This window comes from Chryseobacterium cucumeris (assembly GCF_016775705.1).
Classification (GTDB): domain Bacteria; phylum Bacteroidota; class Bacteroidia; order Flavobacteriales; family Weeksellaceae; genus Chryseobacterium; species Chryseobacterium cupriresistens.
The window spans coordinates 4,304,087-4,319,804 of the sequence record NZ_CP068760.1 but is presented as its reverse complement, the minus strand read 5'-3'; the positions used below and the strand labels follow the sequence as shown (position 1 = coordinate 4,319,804).

14 protein-coding genes are annotated in these 15,718 nt (G+C 37.0%); 7 read left to right on the top strand and 7 right to left on the bottom strand.

The window, feature by feature from the left end; genetic code table 11:
- Nucleotides 1–15: 15 nt before the first annotated feature.
- The 5 genes from JNG87_RS19250 to JNG87_RS19230 all read left to right on the top strand — a co-directional run bounded on the left by JNG87_RS19250 (nucleotide 16) and on the right by JNG87_RS19230 (nucleotide 5,444).
- Nucleotides 16–687, top strand: a complete 672-nt coding sequence (locus JNG87_RS19250; RefSeq protein WP_238349623.1) for a sensor histidine kinase — start codon at nucleotides 16–18, stop codon at nucleotides 685–687.
- Nucleotides 684–1,325, top strand: coding sequence for a response regulator transcription factor (locus JNG87_RS19245; RefSeq protein ID WP_202840468.1), 642 nt, complete (start codon nucleotides 684–686; stop codon nucleotides 1,323–1,325). Before JNG87_RS19250 ends, JNG87_RS19245 begins: the two co-directional genes overlap by 4 nt.
- 250 nt (nucleotides 1,326–1,575) lie before the next feature.
- Nucleotides 1,576–2,580 carry a zinc metalloprotease gene (locus JNG87_RS19240; RefSeq protein WP_202840466.1) on the top strand — a complete coding sequence of 335 codons (1,005 nt, stop codon included), beginning with the start codon at nucleotides 1,576–1,578 and terminating at the stop codon, nucleotides 2,578–2,580.
- 353 nt (nucleotides 2,581–2,933) lie between these two features.
- A complete protein-coding gene (locus JNG87_RS19235; protein WP_202840464.1) occupies nucleotides 2,934–3,947 on the top strand; it encodes a zinc metalloprotease in 1,014 nt (337 codons plus the stop codon).
- A 111-nt stretch (nucleotides 3,948–4,058) separates the two neighbouring features.
- A complete protein-coding gene (locus JNG87_RS19230; protein WP_202840462.1) occupies nucleotides 4,059–5,444 on the top strand; it encodes a phosphatase PAP2 family protein in 1,386 nt (461 codons plus the stop codon).
- A 35-nt stretch (nucleotides 5,445–5,479) separates the two neighbouring features.
- Here the strand turns inward: JNG87_RS19230 and JNG87_RS19225 are convergent, their stop codons facing one another.
- Both JNG87_RS19225 and JNG87_RS19220 read right to left on the bottom strand, forming a co-directional pair.
- Entirely contained in the window at nucleotides 5,480–7,345 is a 1,866-nt protein-coding gene (locus JNG87_RS19225; RefSeq protein WP_202840460.1) for a M1 family metallopeptidase, read from the bottom strand.
- Nucleotides 7,346–7,451: 106 nt separating this feature from the next.
- Entirely contained in the window at nucleotides 7,452–9,821 is a 2,370-nt protein-coding gene (locus JNG87_RS19220; protein ID WP_202840458.1) for an outer membrane beta-barrel family protein, read from the bottom strand.
- Between the two features lie 245 nt (nucleotides 9,822–10,066).
- Here JNG87_RS19220 and JNG87_RS19215 point away from each other — a divergent pair, with 245 nt between their 5' ends.
- Both JNG87_RS19215 and JNG87_RS19210 read left to right on the top strand, forming a co-directional pair.
- The gene (locus JNG87_RS19215; RefSeq protein ID WP_202840455.1) at nucleotides 10,067–11,389 is read left to right on the top strand and encodes a sensor histidine kinase; all 1,323 of its coding nucleotides are present in this window, start codon (nucleotides 10,067–10,069) and stop codon (nucleotides 11,387–11,389) included.
- Nucleotides 11,379–12,065, top strand: a complete 687-nt coding sequence (locus JNG87_RS19210) for a response regulator transcription factor (protein WP_202840453.1) — start codon at nucleotides 11,379–11,381, stop codon at nucleotides 12,063–12,065. Before JNG87_RS19215 ends, JNG87_RS19210 begins: the two co-directional genes overlap by 11 nt.
- Before the next feature lie 3 nt (nucleotides 12,066–12,068).
- On the opposite strand, the gene JNG87_RS19205 is transcribed toward JNG87_RS19210, so the two are convergent.
- The 5 genes from JNG87_RS19205 to JNG87_RS19185 all read right to left on the bottom strand — a co-directional run bounded on the left by JNG87_RS19205 (nucleotide 12,069) and on the right by JNG87_RS19185 (nucleotide 15,710).
- On the bottom strand, nucleotides 12,069–12,896 hold the full coding sequence (locus tag JNG87_RS19205) for an endonuclease/exonuclease/phosphatase family protein (protein WP_202840451.1): 828 nt from the start codon (nucleotides 12,894–12,896) through the stop codon (nucleotides 12,069–12,071).
- 66 nt (nucleotides 12,897–12,962) lie between these two features.
- Nucleotides 12,963–13,166, bottom strand: coding sequence for a hypothetical protein (locus JNG87_RS19200; RefSeq protein ID WP_202840449.1), 204 nt, complete (start codon nucleotides 13,164–13,166; stop codon nucleotides 12,963–12,965).
- Entirely contained in the window at nucleotides 13,163–14,425 is a 1,263-nt protein-coding gene (locus JNG87_RS19195) for a S8 family peptidase (RefSeq protein ID WP_202840448.1), read from the bottom strand. Before JNG87_RS19195 ends, JNG87_RS19200 begins: the two co-directional genes overlap by 4 nt.
- An 11-nt stretch (nucleotides 14,426–14,436) precedes the next feature.
- Nucleotides 14,437–15,015 (bottom strand): hypothetical protein, encoded by a 579-nt coding sequence (locus JNG87_RS19190; RefSeq protein WP_202840447.1) that lies wholly within the window; start codon nucleotides 15,013–15,015, stop codon nucleotides 14,437–14,439.
- Nucleotides 15,015–15,710, bottom strand: coding sequence for a hypothetical protein (locus JNG87_RS19185; protein ID WP_202840446.1), 696 nt, complete (start codon nucleotides 15,708–15,710; stop codon nucleotides 15,015–15,017). Before JNG87_RS19185 ends, JNG87_RS19190 begins: the two co-directional genes overlap by 1 nt.
- Nucleotides 15,711–15,718 lie beyond the last annotated feature (8 nt).

The window sequence follows — 15,718 nt, the reverse complement described above, 5'->3', positions numbered from 1 at the left end:
CGAAAAAAAGAGTATTTGAATGAAATTGAAAGAAAAAATGAACTTCATCAGAGAGAGCTCCTTTCTACCCAACTGGAAATTCAGCAGGCCACCATGCAGCAGATCGGAAGAGAACTGCATGACAATATTGGTCAGAAACTTACCCTGGTAAGCCTCTATGTACAACAGATGCTTTATGAAAATAAAGTATCCGAAGCAAGTGAAAGAATTGATCAGGTTTCACAAATCATCAACCAATCTTTGCAGGATCTCAGAAGCTTGTCAAAAACACTTACAGACGACAATATCAACCAGAAGGAAATTGTAACTTTGATACAGGAAGAAGTAGACAATACCAATTCCTTTAAAAAGTGCCATGTAAATTTTGAGCATAATTTTAAACAACTGGACTTGGGCTTTGTTCATAAAAATGTTCTTCTTAGGATTACCCAGGAGTTTATTCAGAACAGTATAAAACATTCCCGCTGTAAAAATATTTTTATCAGCCTGAATACGTCTGAAGACATCCTTTGGGAACTTGATATTCGTGATGATGGAATCGGGTTCGATACTTCACAGATCAAATCCAACGGAATAGGCCTTACCAATATGAAAAACAGAGCGGAAATCATAGGAGCTAGTTTTCGTATGGAAAGCCGGGAAAATGCAGGAACCCAAATCAATATTATCTTAAAAAAGCAGTCATGAAAAAATCTATCGTAATTGTTGACGACCATATACTTATTGCAAAAGCCCTGGAAGGAATTATAGGTAACTTCAATGAATTTGAAGTCATCTATGTAAGCGAGAACGGGAAAGATCTTATCCAAAAATTTGAAGAAGGCAATGCCATTCCTGATATTATTCTTTTAGATATCAGTATGCCTATTATGGACGGTTTTGAAACGGCAGTCTGGCTTACAAAAAACCATCCCGATATTAAAATTATGGCTCTCAGTATGCAGGGAGATGACAACAGCGTAATTAAGATGATTAAAAGCGGAGCAAAAGGTTATCTGCTGAAAAACACCCATCCAAGAGATCTGGAAACCGCACTTACCCGACTCAATAGTGATGGCTTCTTTTATCCGGACTGGGCTTCCAAAATTATATTCTCCAACCTGAACAAAGAGACTGAATCTGAAATGGCGATAAAAATTTCAGACAGAGAAAAAGAGTTTCTGAAATACACTGTAACCGAACTCAGTTATAAGGAAATTGCCGACAGAATGTGCTGCAGTCCGAGAACAGTAGAAAGCTACCGTGATCAGCTATGTGAAAAACTGGATCTTAAAACCCGCGTAGGTCTAGCCGTTTTTGCCATTAAAAATGGTTTTGCTAATTAAGTTTTTATAGTGAAAAAATTCTTTTAAAAAATAAATATAAACGAAAAGTATACACACAAAATAATCAAAAACTAAAAACGAACCAGTAGATTTATCGAAATTGATTAAAATTCAATACATTCGAGATAACGATAGGATTTAATTAAACAAAAAGACTAATTATTAACAATATATCAATTAAATTACAAAATTATTTGCATATTAATTTCAAATAATATAATTTCACATCCTCAACCTAAATGATTTTGATATGAAAAAACTATTATTTGGAGCTTTTATGCTCACTGTAATGTCTGCATGTAACACTGACAGCGTTACTAATCAAAATGAAAACACAACTGACGAAGCAGTAACAACTGCAGGTTTTGCTCAAAGGGGCTGTGCGTCTGAGGAAATCAGACAGGAAGCATTGAAAAGAAGTCCTGAACTCCAACAAAGATTTGCAGCATTAGAAACCAACACAGAAAAGTTCGCCAATGATGTAAAATTTGGAAAAGTTTTAGCTGATGGTACTGTAGAAATCCCGGTTGTAGTGAATGTTCTATACAGAACTACAGCTGAAAACGTTTCTGATGCAAGAATTGCTGAACAAATTGCAGTATTAAATGCTGACTATTCCGGTACTAACACTGATGCCAGCAAAATTCCGACTGAATTCCAGGCTGTAAGTTCCGGTGACACAAAAGTAAAATTCAGACTGGTAAATACTGTTAGAAAATCTACCACAAAAACCGGATGGGCTACCAATGATGATATGAAAAAAGCATCTAAAGGAGGAATTGATGCTACTAATCCTACCAATTATTTAAATTTATGGGTTGTAGGTAAAATGACCAGCCAGGGACGTACCATTCTTGGGTATGCAACATTCCCTGAATCTGCAGGTCTATGGAATGACGGTGTTGTAATTGCTGCTCCATATTTTGGAAAGACAGGAGCTTCTTCACCTTTCAACCTGGGAAGAACAGCAACACATGAAGTAGGCCACTACTTAAACTTAAGACACATCTGGGGAGATGCTAATTGTGGAAATGACCAGGTAAGTGACACTCCTACACAAACTACAGCAAATTACGGAAAACCTTCATACCCGCTATATAATACTTGCAGCGGTGTACAGAGATCTGTAATGTTTATGAATTACATGGATTATGTAGATGATGCAGCAATGTTTATGTTCTCTGCAGGACAAAAAACAAGAATGCAGTCTGTAGTAGCTTCTTCTGGTGCAAGATCCGGATTGAGAGTATATTAAAATTTAAATATTGACAAACTTAAGATCTATCTCAAATTGAGATAGATTTTTTTATTCTATCTATCTCCTGAAATTAAATCCCTTTTCAGTTTCAGCAACACTCCGTTTGTATAAAATATCCTATAAAAAACAATAAAAACATGAAATTATTCACACATAAAATCCGATTGATTATTAAATATAAATAAAACAATTAATTTTAACTAAAATTCAATTAAATATCATTTTATTTGCATTTAATTCAAGCAAATGCTATACAATTTAAAATTCCTCTACCTTTTTCAGTGAATAATTTGCATATTAATCACAAATAATATAATTTCACACCCTCAACCAAATTATATTATAATGATATGAAAAAATTCTTAATGGGAGCCCTGGTCCTGGGCTTTATGTCGGCATGTAACACCGACAGTTTAACCACTCAAAATGAAACACCTGCGGATCAGGAAAATTCTGTTCCAGGTGCTCTTAAAAGAAGCTGCCCTTCAGAAGAAATCAGACAAGCAATGCTTTTGAAAAATCCAGCGCTACAAAAGAAAATAGCGGATATTGAATCCGGTACTGAAAAATTTGCAGAAAACCTTAAAGTGGGAAAAGTTCTTGCAGACGGAACTGTTGAGATCCCGGTAGTTTTTAATGTCATCTATAACACTTCTACTCAAAATGTTTCTGACACAAGAATTGCAGAACAAATTGCTGTTCTTAATGCCGATTACGGAGGCACCAATTCTGATGTTACGAAAATTCCTTCTGCATTTCAGCCTGCAGCAGCAGGTGATGTAAAAATCCGTTTCAAATTAGTTGCAACCAACCGTAAACAGAGTTCAAAAACAGGCTGGAGATCTGATCTTGAACAAATGAAAAAAGCCAGCACCGGAGGAATTGATGCAACTGATGTCAATAAAAACCTGAATATCTGGGTTGTAAATTCAATTCTTGACGAAAACAATCAACCTGGAACACTGGGCTACGCTTATTATCCTGAACATGCAGGACAATGGTATGACGGTCTTGTAATAGGCTATCAGTATATAGGAAAAACAGGTGCTTCAGCTCCGTTTAATTTAGGAAGAACAGTAACCCATGAAGTAGGACATTACCTGAACCTTCCACACCTTTGGGGATCATCAGACACAGGCTGCCAGACAGATTACTCTAATGATACTCCTACATCTCCCGGCCCTAATTATGGAAATCCCACCTACCCTCTAAACAGAATTTGTGGAGGTGTAAGCCGTTCTCAGATGTTTATGAATTATATGGATTATGTAGATGACAAATCTATGTTTATGTTCTCTGCCAACCAAAAAACCAGAATGCAGGCTGTAGTATCAGCATCGGGACCAAGAGCAGGATTAAGATAATCATCCGGATTACTTAAAATATTATAAAAATATTAAATAAAATAGTCTATCTCAATTTTTGGGATAGATTTTTTTAATATTTTTACGCGATTTAAATTCAACACCACTACGATGAAAAAAATAGCATTAGCATCAGGAATACTATTGCAATTATACTGTATTAAAGCACAGGATACTATCCCATCCCGAAATCTCAAGGAAGATCTGGCTCTCATCAATTCAGGGTATACAATTCAGGAGAAAACTCCTTTTTTCCAAAAAGAATGGGTAAAAAAATCGGTGGCTCCAGCTCTACTTTTTACGGCAGCCGCAGCAACATGGGGAGAAAAAGAGAATATTCGCGAGGTAAGAAACCGGTACCTTCCCAACTTCAAAGTAAAATATGATGATTATCTGCAATACGCTCCTGCTGCTGCAGTCTATGGATTAAAACTGGCAGGTGTAAAAGGGCGTAACAATATAGGACGGGCTACCTTATCCTATGGCACCAGCTTAGCCATCATGGCTATTTTAGTCAACTCTATTAAATATACAGCAAAAGTGGAACGTCCCGATGGATCCAAAAACAACTCTTTCCCATCAGGGCATGCCGCAATGGCTTTTACCAATGCCACATTTCTACACAAAGAATATGGTTTGGTGAATCCGGCCTACAGTATTGCCGGATATGGTTCTGCTACCCTTACGGGACTTGGACGAAATTTAAATAACAGACACTGGGTTCCGGATATTCTCGCCGGTGCAGGTATCGGAATTATATCAACAGAACTGGGGTATTTTTTTATTGACAAAATTTATAAAAACAAGGGTGATAATTTAAGCATCTTATCCAGAATACAGGGTAACGACTATCCATCCTTTCTTTCTTTAAAAATGGGAACCGCGTTTGGTACCACTAACTTCCTGAGGGAATCTGAACTGGATGATAAAAAACAAATCGGTTTTGAGGGCGGACTGGAAGGCGCTTATTTCTTTTCAAAAAAATGGGGTGTGGGTGCCGATGTATCTTTCAGCAGCTTCCCTATTAAATCTCAAAGAATAACATTAGATGACGGGCAGGATTTTGGTGATCATGAAATCAAAACACAATCTATGGGATTCCTTTCTGCAGGCATTGGGCCTTATTTTTCCCATGAAATATCAGATAAATGGCAGCTTACTTTAAAAATTACCGGAGGATATGCCGCTACTGCCACTGGAAAAGTATTTGTAAAGGGAGAGGACATCGATGCTCCCAACCATGAGCTCCAAATAGCCAGATATAAACCAAAACCAGCTTTCCGATGGAATACAGGTGCTTCTATGACTTATAAGTTTAATCCGGGATTAGGTCTTACTTTCTATACGGATTACAATCAGATCAACTCCACCATTCGTTATTACTTCAGCGATGAAATTAAGGAAAGTGCTGAACTGGATCAGGAACTGAACAACCTGATTGCTAAAGAAAAAATCAATTATATCACGCTAGGTTTACGATTGACAGCCTATTTTTAAAGCAAGAAAGCCTCCAGAATCTGAAGGCTTTACTTTTATAAGTTTTTACGGTTGTCATCCGGAGTATAATCCATAAAGATATCTCCGTCCAGCTGTACCGATTTTATCTTCTTCTTAATAGGAATGACTAGATCGGTCAGTTTCTGGTCTTTTTCCCATACTGAAGGTGAAAAATGGATTTTTTCTGTCGTTCCATCATCATAAGACAGAATGGCATCAAACGGAATGGCAAAACCTCCTACATTCGCTACGTTGATGGTAAGCATGTCATTCATCTGGGATGCTCCTGTTACTTTTAAATCTATATAATTATTGGTATAAAACCAATTATGGAAGAACCAGTTCAGATTTTTTCCTGATCCCGTATTCATAGAATTGAAATAATCCCATGGCACAGGATGCTTCCCGTTCCAGTTGTCCATATAATGGTGTAATGCTTTTTTGAAGAGTTCATCTCCCAGATAATCTTTCAGCGCCAGATAAGACAATGAAGATTTTACATAGGAGTTGTTTCCATATCCGGCACCGCTTACCTGCGTACTCATGGTAATTATCGGTTGATCCTGCTCTGCAGAAGGATCATTGATCCATTTTTTAACGCGGAAGTTTTTATAAAATTCCCTGGCAGCAGCTTCTCCGTTTTCATCAATCCCTATAAGATATTCCAGCGTGGTTGCCCAGCCTTCATCCATAAATGCATATCTGGTCTCATTGATTCCCATATAAAAAGGGAAGTAGGTATGGGCAATTTCATGATCTGCCGTAAGCCTTGCATCATTAAGATCATCAGGAATACTGGTATCATTAATCATCATAGGATATTCCATATCTGCGTATCCCTGGATAGCCGTCATTACGTTATAAGGATATTCTACGCCTGGCCAGTTTTTCGAGAACCAATCCAGGTTGTAACGCATCCAGTCTACATAATGTTCAAAATCTTTAGCTCCGTTTTTATATCCTGCCTGAACGCTGGCTCTTTTTGTTTTTAACTGAACGCTGGCGGCATCCCATACATAATGGTTACTCATGGCAAAACAGAAATCTGTAATATGGCTGGCTTTAAATTTCCAGACATTCCATTTATTCTGTTTGGTTACTTTACCGGACTTCATTTCCTGTTCTGTGGCAATATGCATCAGCTTATCACTTTTCAGGGAAGCTTTATATCTTTTTAAATATTGAGGCTGAAGCACAGCTTCCGGATTCAGAAAATCACCGGTTGCCCAGACTACATAATTTTTCGGTGCTGTGATGGCAAAACTGTAATCATTGAAATCATTATAAAACTCCTGTCTGTCTGAGTGTTGAAGCATATCCCATCCGTTGTAATCATCATACACGGAAATCCTTGGAAAAGAATATGCCACATAGAATGTTTCAGGATCAATCTGTCCTTCTCTTCCACTCTGAACCGACAATGGATATTCCCACTCTATTTTAACCTCAGCTTTTGATTTGGATTTCAGGGCTGATTTTAATTTTACTTTTTCAACAGTACTCCAGTCATCACTGTTGATCTCATATTTTACATTGTTTACTGTAAAAGATTTAATTTTCAGCCCGGATGAAAGGAAATCTTTGGATACAAATCCTGATCTTGGCGACTGTGGTTTGTGAAGGTTATTCACAAATCGTATAGCCAGTTCATTCAGGTTATCCGGACTGTTGTTGGTATAAATAATGGTTTCTTTTCCGGAAACCACTTTTGTAGCAGCATCTATTTTCACCTCTACATTATACACTCCTTTATTCTGCCAGTAGTTTTTCCCTGGTGCTCCGGAGATATCACGTGTACCTCTTTCATACGCTTTTTTGATATTCCTCGGCATATACAATTCCTGAGCTGACAGCTGCAGTAAAGAAACTGCGATCAGCATTCCGGAAAAAATTTTCTTCATAGCGATCTCTTTAAAGATAGGCATCAAAAATAACGAAAATGTGCCATCAGACGACCATTCTTTCACAATAATATTTTACCGTGATTAACTTTTATATTAAAATATTCTACAATCTATCTTGTTCGGCTGTTTTTTTAATTGTTTTGGCATTTTTAACTGATTGATTTCCAAAGTTGAATTTCAATGAAAATGTTACTCCCTGAGTATCGGTATAATCAAGAAAATAATTATCCTGATTTGCATATTTTGTACTGACCTTCTGTTCTGTGGATCTGAAAATATCGCTAAAAATAAGGCTGGCTTCCAGTTTTTTACTAAAGAATTTCCTGTTCATTACAAAATAAGCCGACCATAGAGAAGATATCCTGAATGTTCCCTGTATGCCGGGAGAATAGTAGCGGTGTCCCATTTCCATTTTCCAGTCGCTGTTTTTATCGAGCGTAAAGCTTGTTGAAATGTTTGAAACCCAGTTCCAGACTTTATTTTTATACAGCATTCCATCAACTCCTGTGAAATAATTTTCATTGTGTTCAAGGTTTTCAGAAAGGATGATATTCCACCATGGTTTCACCTGGAAATTTTTATAAAAGCTTAATCCGAAAGCCTCTCCTTTCTCAATATTGGTAAAATAATAGATCAAACTGTTAGTACTTGGTTCCTGATAGGAAATTTCCATGGACGGATAAATTTCTTTTCTATAGTACAAATCCAGATTCCAGTCTTTCCATGAATAAGTAAGATTGAGATTGTGGGTAATCGTTGCTTTTAATTTGGGATCTCCCTGATAATAGGAAAACAGATTGTAGTAAGATTTTGCAGGATTCAGCCATGAATAGGATGGTCTGCTGATTCTTTTCCCATAGGAGAACCCGAATTCCTGTTTATTTTCTGTCGTGTACTGTGCATAAAAAGTGGGAAAGAATTTCCAATAATTACTTTTATTCAGTTCATAAGGTTCTGAAACCACACCTTCAAGATCTGTCATTTCCGCACGAAGACCTCCCTTGAAATTCCACTTCCCGATATTGTAGGTTAATGAAGAATACAAGGCAAAATTGTGTTCTTTATAATCAAAAATACTGCTTTTTTCCGGTCTGTATTGTAGTGTTCCGTTCTCGTTATCAGAGAAATCAAGTTGACTGCTGGTTTTTACAAAACTATACTTAATCCCCGATTCTAGTTCCAGTTTATCCCCTTTCCATTGGTAATCGAATTGGGTAGAATATAGCTGAACATCTGCTTTATTCCGGGTAAGGAAATTATCTTCTTTGGGAGGTTGCCCTGCAAAATTCAGATAGGTGATTACATTCTGATATTTATCGGCATTATTTCCGGTAAAATAATTGATCCAGGAAAGGCTGCTTTTCTTATTGATTTTCCTGTCTATCTGAAAACTTACAGAGTTATTGATGGAACGTGAGCGATGATCATTGATGGTAGTATAATCAGATTCTACCCTATCCTGCTGGTTAAAGATCAGCGTAGGAACATTGTAGGTTCCGAAGGATTTTGGAGAAAAATACCCTGAGTAGTTGAGGCTAAGATTGGTCAGGCTGTCCAGTTCATATTCCACATTAAAATTCAGGGTATTCTGGTTATTGTTTTTATCCTTCCTGTTCATTGTACTTACCCATCGGGTTTGGCTTTCCGGATAGTTTACATAATCTGTTCCTTCCCGGTAGTACGTTCCCAGCCCTTTATAATAGCTCCCCATAATGGAAAGTTTATCTTTTTTATAATATTGGGAAAGACCGAAAACGCCTTTCGCATATTGTGTCTGTACATATTTGGATGAGAGAATGCCACGGTAACCTTCAATTTTATTCTTTTTCAGAACGATATTCAGTACTGCGCTTCCTGAGGCTTCATATTTTGCAGGTGGATTGGTAATCACTTCCACAGATTTCACTTCATCTCCCTGTGTATTCTCCAGAAGGTTTTTAAGCTCATCCCCTGTCAGCATTACTTTTTTATCATTAATCGTCACCAGAATTCCGGTACTTCCCTTTACACTCAATACACTGTTGCTGATAGTAACACCTGGTGTATTTTTCAGGATTTCCCAGGCATTGAGCGAAGAAATATTACTGTTTTCCACATTAAATTCCAGACGGTCTACCTTTCTTTTCACCAAAGGCTTACGTTTCGTCATGACTATTCCTTCTATTTCCTGAGATTCTTTTTTAAGAACGATATTCAGAGGTTCAGGCTCTTTTAAATCCAATTTTTTCTCAAATAAAGAATATCCCTGATTTTTAACTATCAGCTTTACATCCTGTTTTTCTATACCCTGGAGTACAAACTTCCCGTGTTCATCCGTTTTTAATTCTTTGATCAATGCATTCTGAGCGTTATATACTTCTACCTTTACGAAAGAAAGTTTTTCATTTTCGGTGTTCATCACTGTACCTTCAGTTTTTTGTTGCTGGGCAAGAATCAAAGCTGGAAAACACAGAAGAAAAAGAATTTTATACATGGTTATTTTTTTATCCGTTCAAACAAAAACTATTGTTCTGTTCTATGGGTACAAAATTCTATATTGGCTGGAAAAAAAACGGTTAATAGAAGGTTAATGATGGGTTAATATCTTTTCTGTCATAAAATTACCAGCTTCTGATAAAGAAATGAAACTGTTTTTGAAGATTCAAAACTATGGTTAACGGAAGGTTAATAATAAAATAATCATTCCCGGAACATGGCTAAAGTTTTATCTTTGTTTTAATGATAGCCAAAAGTAAAATTCTGATTTCGGTTTTTGCCGCTCTGTTCCTGCTTTTACTGGGAATTCAGGTTTATTTTATGTATAAAACCTATCAGGTAAAAGAGAGGGACATCTACAGATCCGTGAATGACGGGCTTACCAATTACACAGACGATCTTGAAGATATACAGGAAGTAAAAGAAAGGAATGATGACTCTCTTCAGGAAATCATCATACAGTATCATAATAAGGAGATCAGCAAAAAAGATTTTCTCCGCTATTTCATAGAAAACAGGAAATCTGCCAGAGAAAGACTGATTCATTATATTGACAGCCGTTATCAGAAAGACGGTTACGAAATTTCGGCCAGAATAAGATATCTTTCTATTGTACATCTTCCGGACAGTTCAAAAGTAATTACCGAACCTATTGTTATTTTTGAGACAAAAGACAAGATCAAAAAGCCGCGTATTGCGAGTATCGGAAGCTGGGAAACCTCCAGTACCAAAAGAAATGATTCGGATAAGGGGCATATTGAAAAAAAGAATACTTTTCTTGTTAAAACCCAGACCGATTTTGAGATCAGAAATATAAAAAGTATCGTTTTCAAGGAGCTTACTTTATTGATTATATGCTGTATTATTCTTCTTTCGGGAGTTCTTCTGCTTTATATTTTCACGATCAGAAATCTTATTCAGCAGCAGAAGCAGGTGGAAGTTCTCCACAGCATTGTGGATAACATTTCGCATGAATTTAAAACGCCTATTGCCACTTTAAAAATAGCTTCCAAAGCATTAAAAAAGGAATGGAATCCCGATACGCTGCCTCTTATAGACAGACAGATTTCCAGGCTCGAAAGTCTGATGCTTCAACTTCATAAGGATGAAATTCCGGATGAAATGACTGCTATACAACCTGAGAACTGGAACTTTTTTATTCATGATCTTTCCGTTACTTACCCAAATTGTGATTTTAACCTCGAAAACACCGTTTCACAAAAACTTCCTTTTGATAAAAACCTGATGGAAACAGTCATTAAAAACCTTTGTGAAAACAGTGTGAAATATGGAGCATCGGTTATTACAATACATATCCGCAACAATTCTCAACAATTGGAAATTGAAGTTGCCGACAACGGTCAGGGCATGGAGGCTAAAGAACTGAATACTATTTTTGAAAAATTCTACAGAATACAGAATAACAATATTCACAATAGCAAAGGACTGGGACTGGGACTTTATTTCGTAAAAAAAATTATTACCAGTTATGGTGGTAAAACAGAGGTTTCCAGTCAGCTTCATACAGGCAGTACTTTTAAAATATCAATTCCTTATGAAAACTAAAATCCTTCTGGCAGAAGACGATCCGGATTTCGGAATGATTCTTAAACAATATCTTGAACTGGAAGATTTTGAAGTCAGCTGGTTTCAGAATCCGGAAGATATCGTACCATTGTTTCAGGCTGATTTTCCCTTTCAGATAGGAATTCTGGATGTGATGATGCCCAATATTGATGGCTTTTCTCTGGCGAAAATGATCATTAAGGAAAGAAGTAATTTCCCTTTATTATTTTTAACGGCTAAAAATCAAAAAATAGACCGATTGACCGGATTGAAAATAGGTGCCGACGATTATATTTCCAAGCCTTGCGACCCTGAAGAACTTGTTTTACGAATTAAAAATATTCTGAAAAGAACACTTCCCGCCGTTACGGAAAGCCAAATAAAAATAGGAGAGTTTTCACTGGATACTACCAAACTTCTGTTGTCACATCCTGACGGGAATACCCGATTGACCATACGGGAACAGGAATTACTGCTGTACCTTCTGAAACACAACCGGACGATCATCACCAGAGATAATATTCTTGATAATCTCTGGGAAACCAATGATTATTTTACCGGAAGAAGTCTTGATGTGTTTATCAGCAGGCTTCGTAAATATTTCATCCATGATCCCCAAATAAAAATCCAATCCCTGAGAGGAATTGGATTTGAAATTGATTTTCCAACCAATTGATTTTTATAGGGAAAGATTCACGATCACCGGAAAATGGTCTGACGGATACAAAAGATTTTCTCTTCTGTCATTGATATGTCTGTGAGATCTGATCTTAAAGCCTTGTGTAAAAATATAATCGATTCGGTCTTTCGGGACTGTATTGACATCAAAAGCGGTGAAAGTTCCTACAGGGCCGTAATGCTTCGTCTCTGAATGATAGAAAGTATCTTTCATATTCTGGGAAAGAATTTTAATCGGTTCTGAATCATCTGTCAGGTTAAAATCTCCGCTCAGCGTTACCGGAAGGTTTTTTGGATTCAGTTCTTTGATTTTTTTCAGAATCAGTTCCGAAGATTTTACTCTTGCCACATTTCCTACATGATCAAAATGAAGATTCATTGCCAGGAATTTTTTCTTCGATTTTTTATCTTTAAATATGGCGTAAGTACAGATCCTGTTCAGTGCCGCATCCCAGCCTTTTGACGGTTTTTCCGGAGTTTCAGATAACCAGAATGTTCCTGATTTTACTGCTTCAAGTCTGTTTGTGTCATAAAAGATGGCAGAAAACTCTCCTTTCTCTTTGCCGTCATCTCTTCCTACTCCTATATAATCATAGTTTTTTAATCCTGATTTAATATCTTTCATCTGTTCCGGAAGCGCTTCCTGTACCCCGAAATAATCAGGATGATAATACGTCAGTAAATCGGCAACATCCTGCTTTCTTTTTGGCCAGGCATTGTCTTTATCTGACTCTACATTCAGTCTGATATTAAAACTCATTACGGTAAGGTCCTGTGAAAATCCCAATGCAAAAAACATCAGAAACACCATTGAAAATCTGAAATTCATATGTTATTTTATCATTAAGAGACAAAAATAAAACTTCTCTGCGACAGAAAAGCTTTATTGATGTGATTATATTGTTAAATTATCTTTTTCTTCTTCTACAGATATAAAATATTCCTGAAATTCGGACTCCAAAACCGGCAGCTGACTTTCAAGTTTTACAATTCCCAAGGTTTTATAGTGAGAGGCCAGTTTTATGCCTTTACTTTTGAGAAGAGCTTCAAGCCTTTTAAAATTTATATCTTTCTTTAAAACTGCGAGATAAGTGATCATAGGTATACCTGTATTAAACCATTTCCAATATCTCTGTATTTTATCCCTTCAACAGGTCTTGCTTTGTTTTCAATCAGTTCCCAGATCTCTTTTGCCGATTTATCGGGAAACTGTTCCATATACAACGCTGCAAGCCCTGAAACATGCGGTGCGGCCATACTGGTACCACTCATTGTATAGTACAGGTTATTTTTGTTCTTCGCATTTTTAGGATAGGAACTGATAATATCTACTCCGGGAGCACAGACATTGATGTTTCCGCCTGTAGATGGATTAAGACCTGCGTTTGAAAATCTGGCGATCTTCATTTGTCCGTCAATAGCTCCAACAGCCATGATCGATTTTGAATTGGCCGGCATTGAAACAGGTTGTGGAATCTGTGGTCTGTTGCTATCATTTCCTGCTGCTGCGATAATAAGGCAGTTATTTTCCAGTGCTCTTTCTCCAATGGTTTCAAAAAGAACAGACGGCTGATCATCAAACTTCACAGGAGAAGCTAGTGAAAGAGACAATATTCTGAATTTCTTCGAAATGGCCCAGTCTATCGCATCAATGACACTGCTGGTAGTTCCTCTTCCATTATCTGCGAGTACTTTTGCTATTTTCAGGTTGCAATCCTTAGCTATTCCGTAACGTCTTCCGTTATCACTTCTTGTATTTCCTGCAGCCACTCCTGCACAGTGGGTACCATGTCCGTTTGGATCTCTGTTCCAGTCCTCACCATCTATGAAAGATTTCCCTTCAATCACTTCGGCGGAAAAATCCGGATGGGAAATTTCAAGTCCGGTATCAAGAATGCATACATCAATACCTTTTCCTGTATAGCTGGCATTTTCCAGTCCGATCGCTTTTAATCCCCATTCCATTTCAATGAATGATTTTTGAGGTAAAGGTTTGCTGGTAATATATTTTTCAAGTTCTGAGATTTTTTCTGCAAGCCCGGCCGACTGCTTTTTAAGCTCATTAATCAATTGCAATTCATCTGCAGGAAAAAATTCCCTTTCTTTTTCGTAGTATACAATAGAATTGGATTCATCTTTCACAGCACTTTTCAATTGGTCTTCATCCATATTTTCCACCACCAGAACACCAAGATTTTTGTAAAGTACACCATTGTCCTGATCAATGATTTCATAGGAACGATTTTCTTTCGATAGAAATTCTGAAGAGGTGATACTCACTTCCAGCTCTTTCTCAATTTTTTTGAGTGCATTTTTCTGCTGGTTCTGTAGCAGAACAATATATCTTCCGGTTTCCATAATGATCTTTTTTAAATTAACTTCAGAAATATCTTTTCGAGAATAAGAAAAATATCCTCCGGAATAATGGTCAGTCTGAGCTTTTTATTAATTCCTGATATCGCTGTATTCTGTTCAGCCAGTGAAGTCCAGAAACGTTCAATTTTAGGCACGGAATTCATGTCCTTCAGCTTTTCATCATCCAGAATACCATTTTGATATAATGAGACAATGATTCCTGAAATAAGTTCTTCCGCCTCATCAAGTTTTTTATTTTCCCTGGCATATATTTCCATCAGAATATCATAAATACTTTCCATTCCGTTAAATGAGAATCCTGCAAGCATTTCTCTTCTTCCCGTCATTATTTTTTCCATTTTAATAGGATTAAAGCCTCTTTTAACGGTAGAAATCATATTCATTACCTTCAGCACTTCAGATTCATGACTGGTGTTTCCTTTGGTACGGAAATACTCCAGAACCTCGTTGAGAAACGCATCGAACCGGGCATCAAAGTCAAATGATTTTGACAGGTATAAAGCCTGAACTTCATTGAACTGTTCCAGCAGTTCTTTGATTTTCTGTACCGTAAAGTGAATAAGTTCCTGCATTACTCAAAAGTTATCTGTTCTATTTCGTTGCCGTCTTTATCTTTGTAAGACACAATTCTGATTCCTTCCTCCTCCATTTCCACATGCAGGTTGATGAATAATTTGTCTTTATCTTCTGCCGCACTTGTATTGGGATCTATGTAAATGCTGTTCAGCTTTGCATTCACCAGCGTATATTTATTCAGCAGAACTTTTGAAAAAATTTCTTTCAGTTCATCGGTTTCTTCTTCTGTTCCTTCCTGCGGTCTGAAGATCCCTGAATTTAAAAGCTGCATTTTATTTCTGAGATCCAGCTTGAGCACTTCATTGGCAGGAAGTTTCCCAAATTTCTGATCATTCTTTTCCAGCTTGCTGAACAGGGTTCTGAATTCTTCAGTCTGAAGCTGTCTTTTGCTGATTTCGGGAATATTAAATTTCTTCTCCCTATTCACCAGACGGATTCTTTCATTTATTTCTGTCACAAACTGATCTTCATTCAGTTTAAAATTATATTTGGGATCTGAATCGATATCCGTAATTTTAATCGGAATGTCCATCTTTACACTAGGCAGAGCATAGCGCGGAACCTTGAAATACTTAAGATATTCATGGCGGGCATATTCTTTGGCAATAAGAACCGCATTCTCATCTGCTTTTTTACGAGCCTGAATTATCTCGTTGTTGAGATAATCCAGGTAATCTGATAGTTTTATCATCTTTCGTA

What these genes read in the sequence shown, in the direction of transcription:
- JNG87_RS19220 (WP_202840458.1), bottom strand. Translation starts at nt 9,821, where the DNA reads ATGTATAAAATTCTTTTTCTTCTGTGTTTTCCAGCTTTGATTCTTGCC.
- JNG87_RS19210 (WP_202840453.1), top strand. Translation starts at nt 11,379, where the DNA reads ATGAAAACTAAAATCCTTCTGGCAGAAGACGATCCGGATTTCGGAATG.
- JNG87_RS19235 (WP_202840464.1), top strand. Translation starts at nt 2,934, where the DNA reads ATGAAAAAATTCTTAATGGGAGCCCTGGTCCTGGGCTTTATGTCGGCA.
- JNG87_RS19185 (WP_202840446.1), bottom strand. Translation starts at nt 15,710, where the DNA reads ATGATAAAACTATCAGATTACCTGGATTATCTCAACAACGAGATAATT.
- JNG87_RS19205 (WP_202840451.1), bottom strand. Translation starts at nt 12,896, where the DNA reads ATGAATTTCAGATTTTCAATGGTGTTTCTGATGTTTTTTGCATTGGGA.
- JNG87_RS19200 (WP_202840449.1), bottom strand. Translation starts at nt 13,166, where the DNA reads ATGATCACTTATCTCGCAGTTTTAAAGAAAGATATAAATTTTAAAAGG.
- JNG87_RS19190 (WP_202840447.1), bottom strand. Translation starts at nt 15,015, where the DNA reads ATGCAGGAACTTATTCACTTTACGGTACAGAAAATCAAAGAACTGCTG.
- JNG87_RS19215 (WP_202840455.1), top strand. Translation starts at nt 10,067, where the DNA reads ATGATAGCCAAAAGTAAAATTCTGATTTCGGTTTTTGCCGCTCTGTTC.
- JNG87_RS19225 (WP_202840460.1), bottom strand. Translation starts at nt 7,345, where the DNA reads ATGAAGAAAATTTTTTCCGGAATGCTGATCGCAGTTTCTTTACTGCAG.
- JNG87_RS19230 (WP_202840462.1), top strand. Translation starts at nt 4,059, where the DNA reads ATGAAAAAAATAGCATTAGCATCAGGAATACTATTGCAATTATACTGT.
- JNG87_RS19245 (WP_202840468.1), top strand. Translation starts at nt 684, where the DNA reads ATGAAAAAATCTATCGTAATTGTTGACGACCATATACTTATTGCAAAA.
- JNG87_RS19240 (WP_202840466.1), top strand. Translation starts at nt 1,576, where the DNA reads ATGAAAAAACTATTATTTGGAGCTTTTATGCTCACTGTAATGTCTGCA.
- JNG87_RS19195 (WP_202840448.1), bottom strand. Translation starts at nt 14,425, where the DNA reads ATGGAAACCGGAAGATATATTGTTCTGCTACAGAACCAGCAGAAAAAT.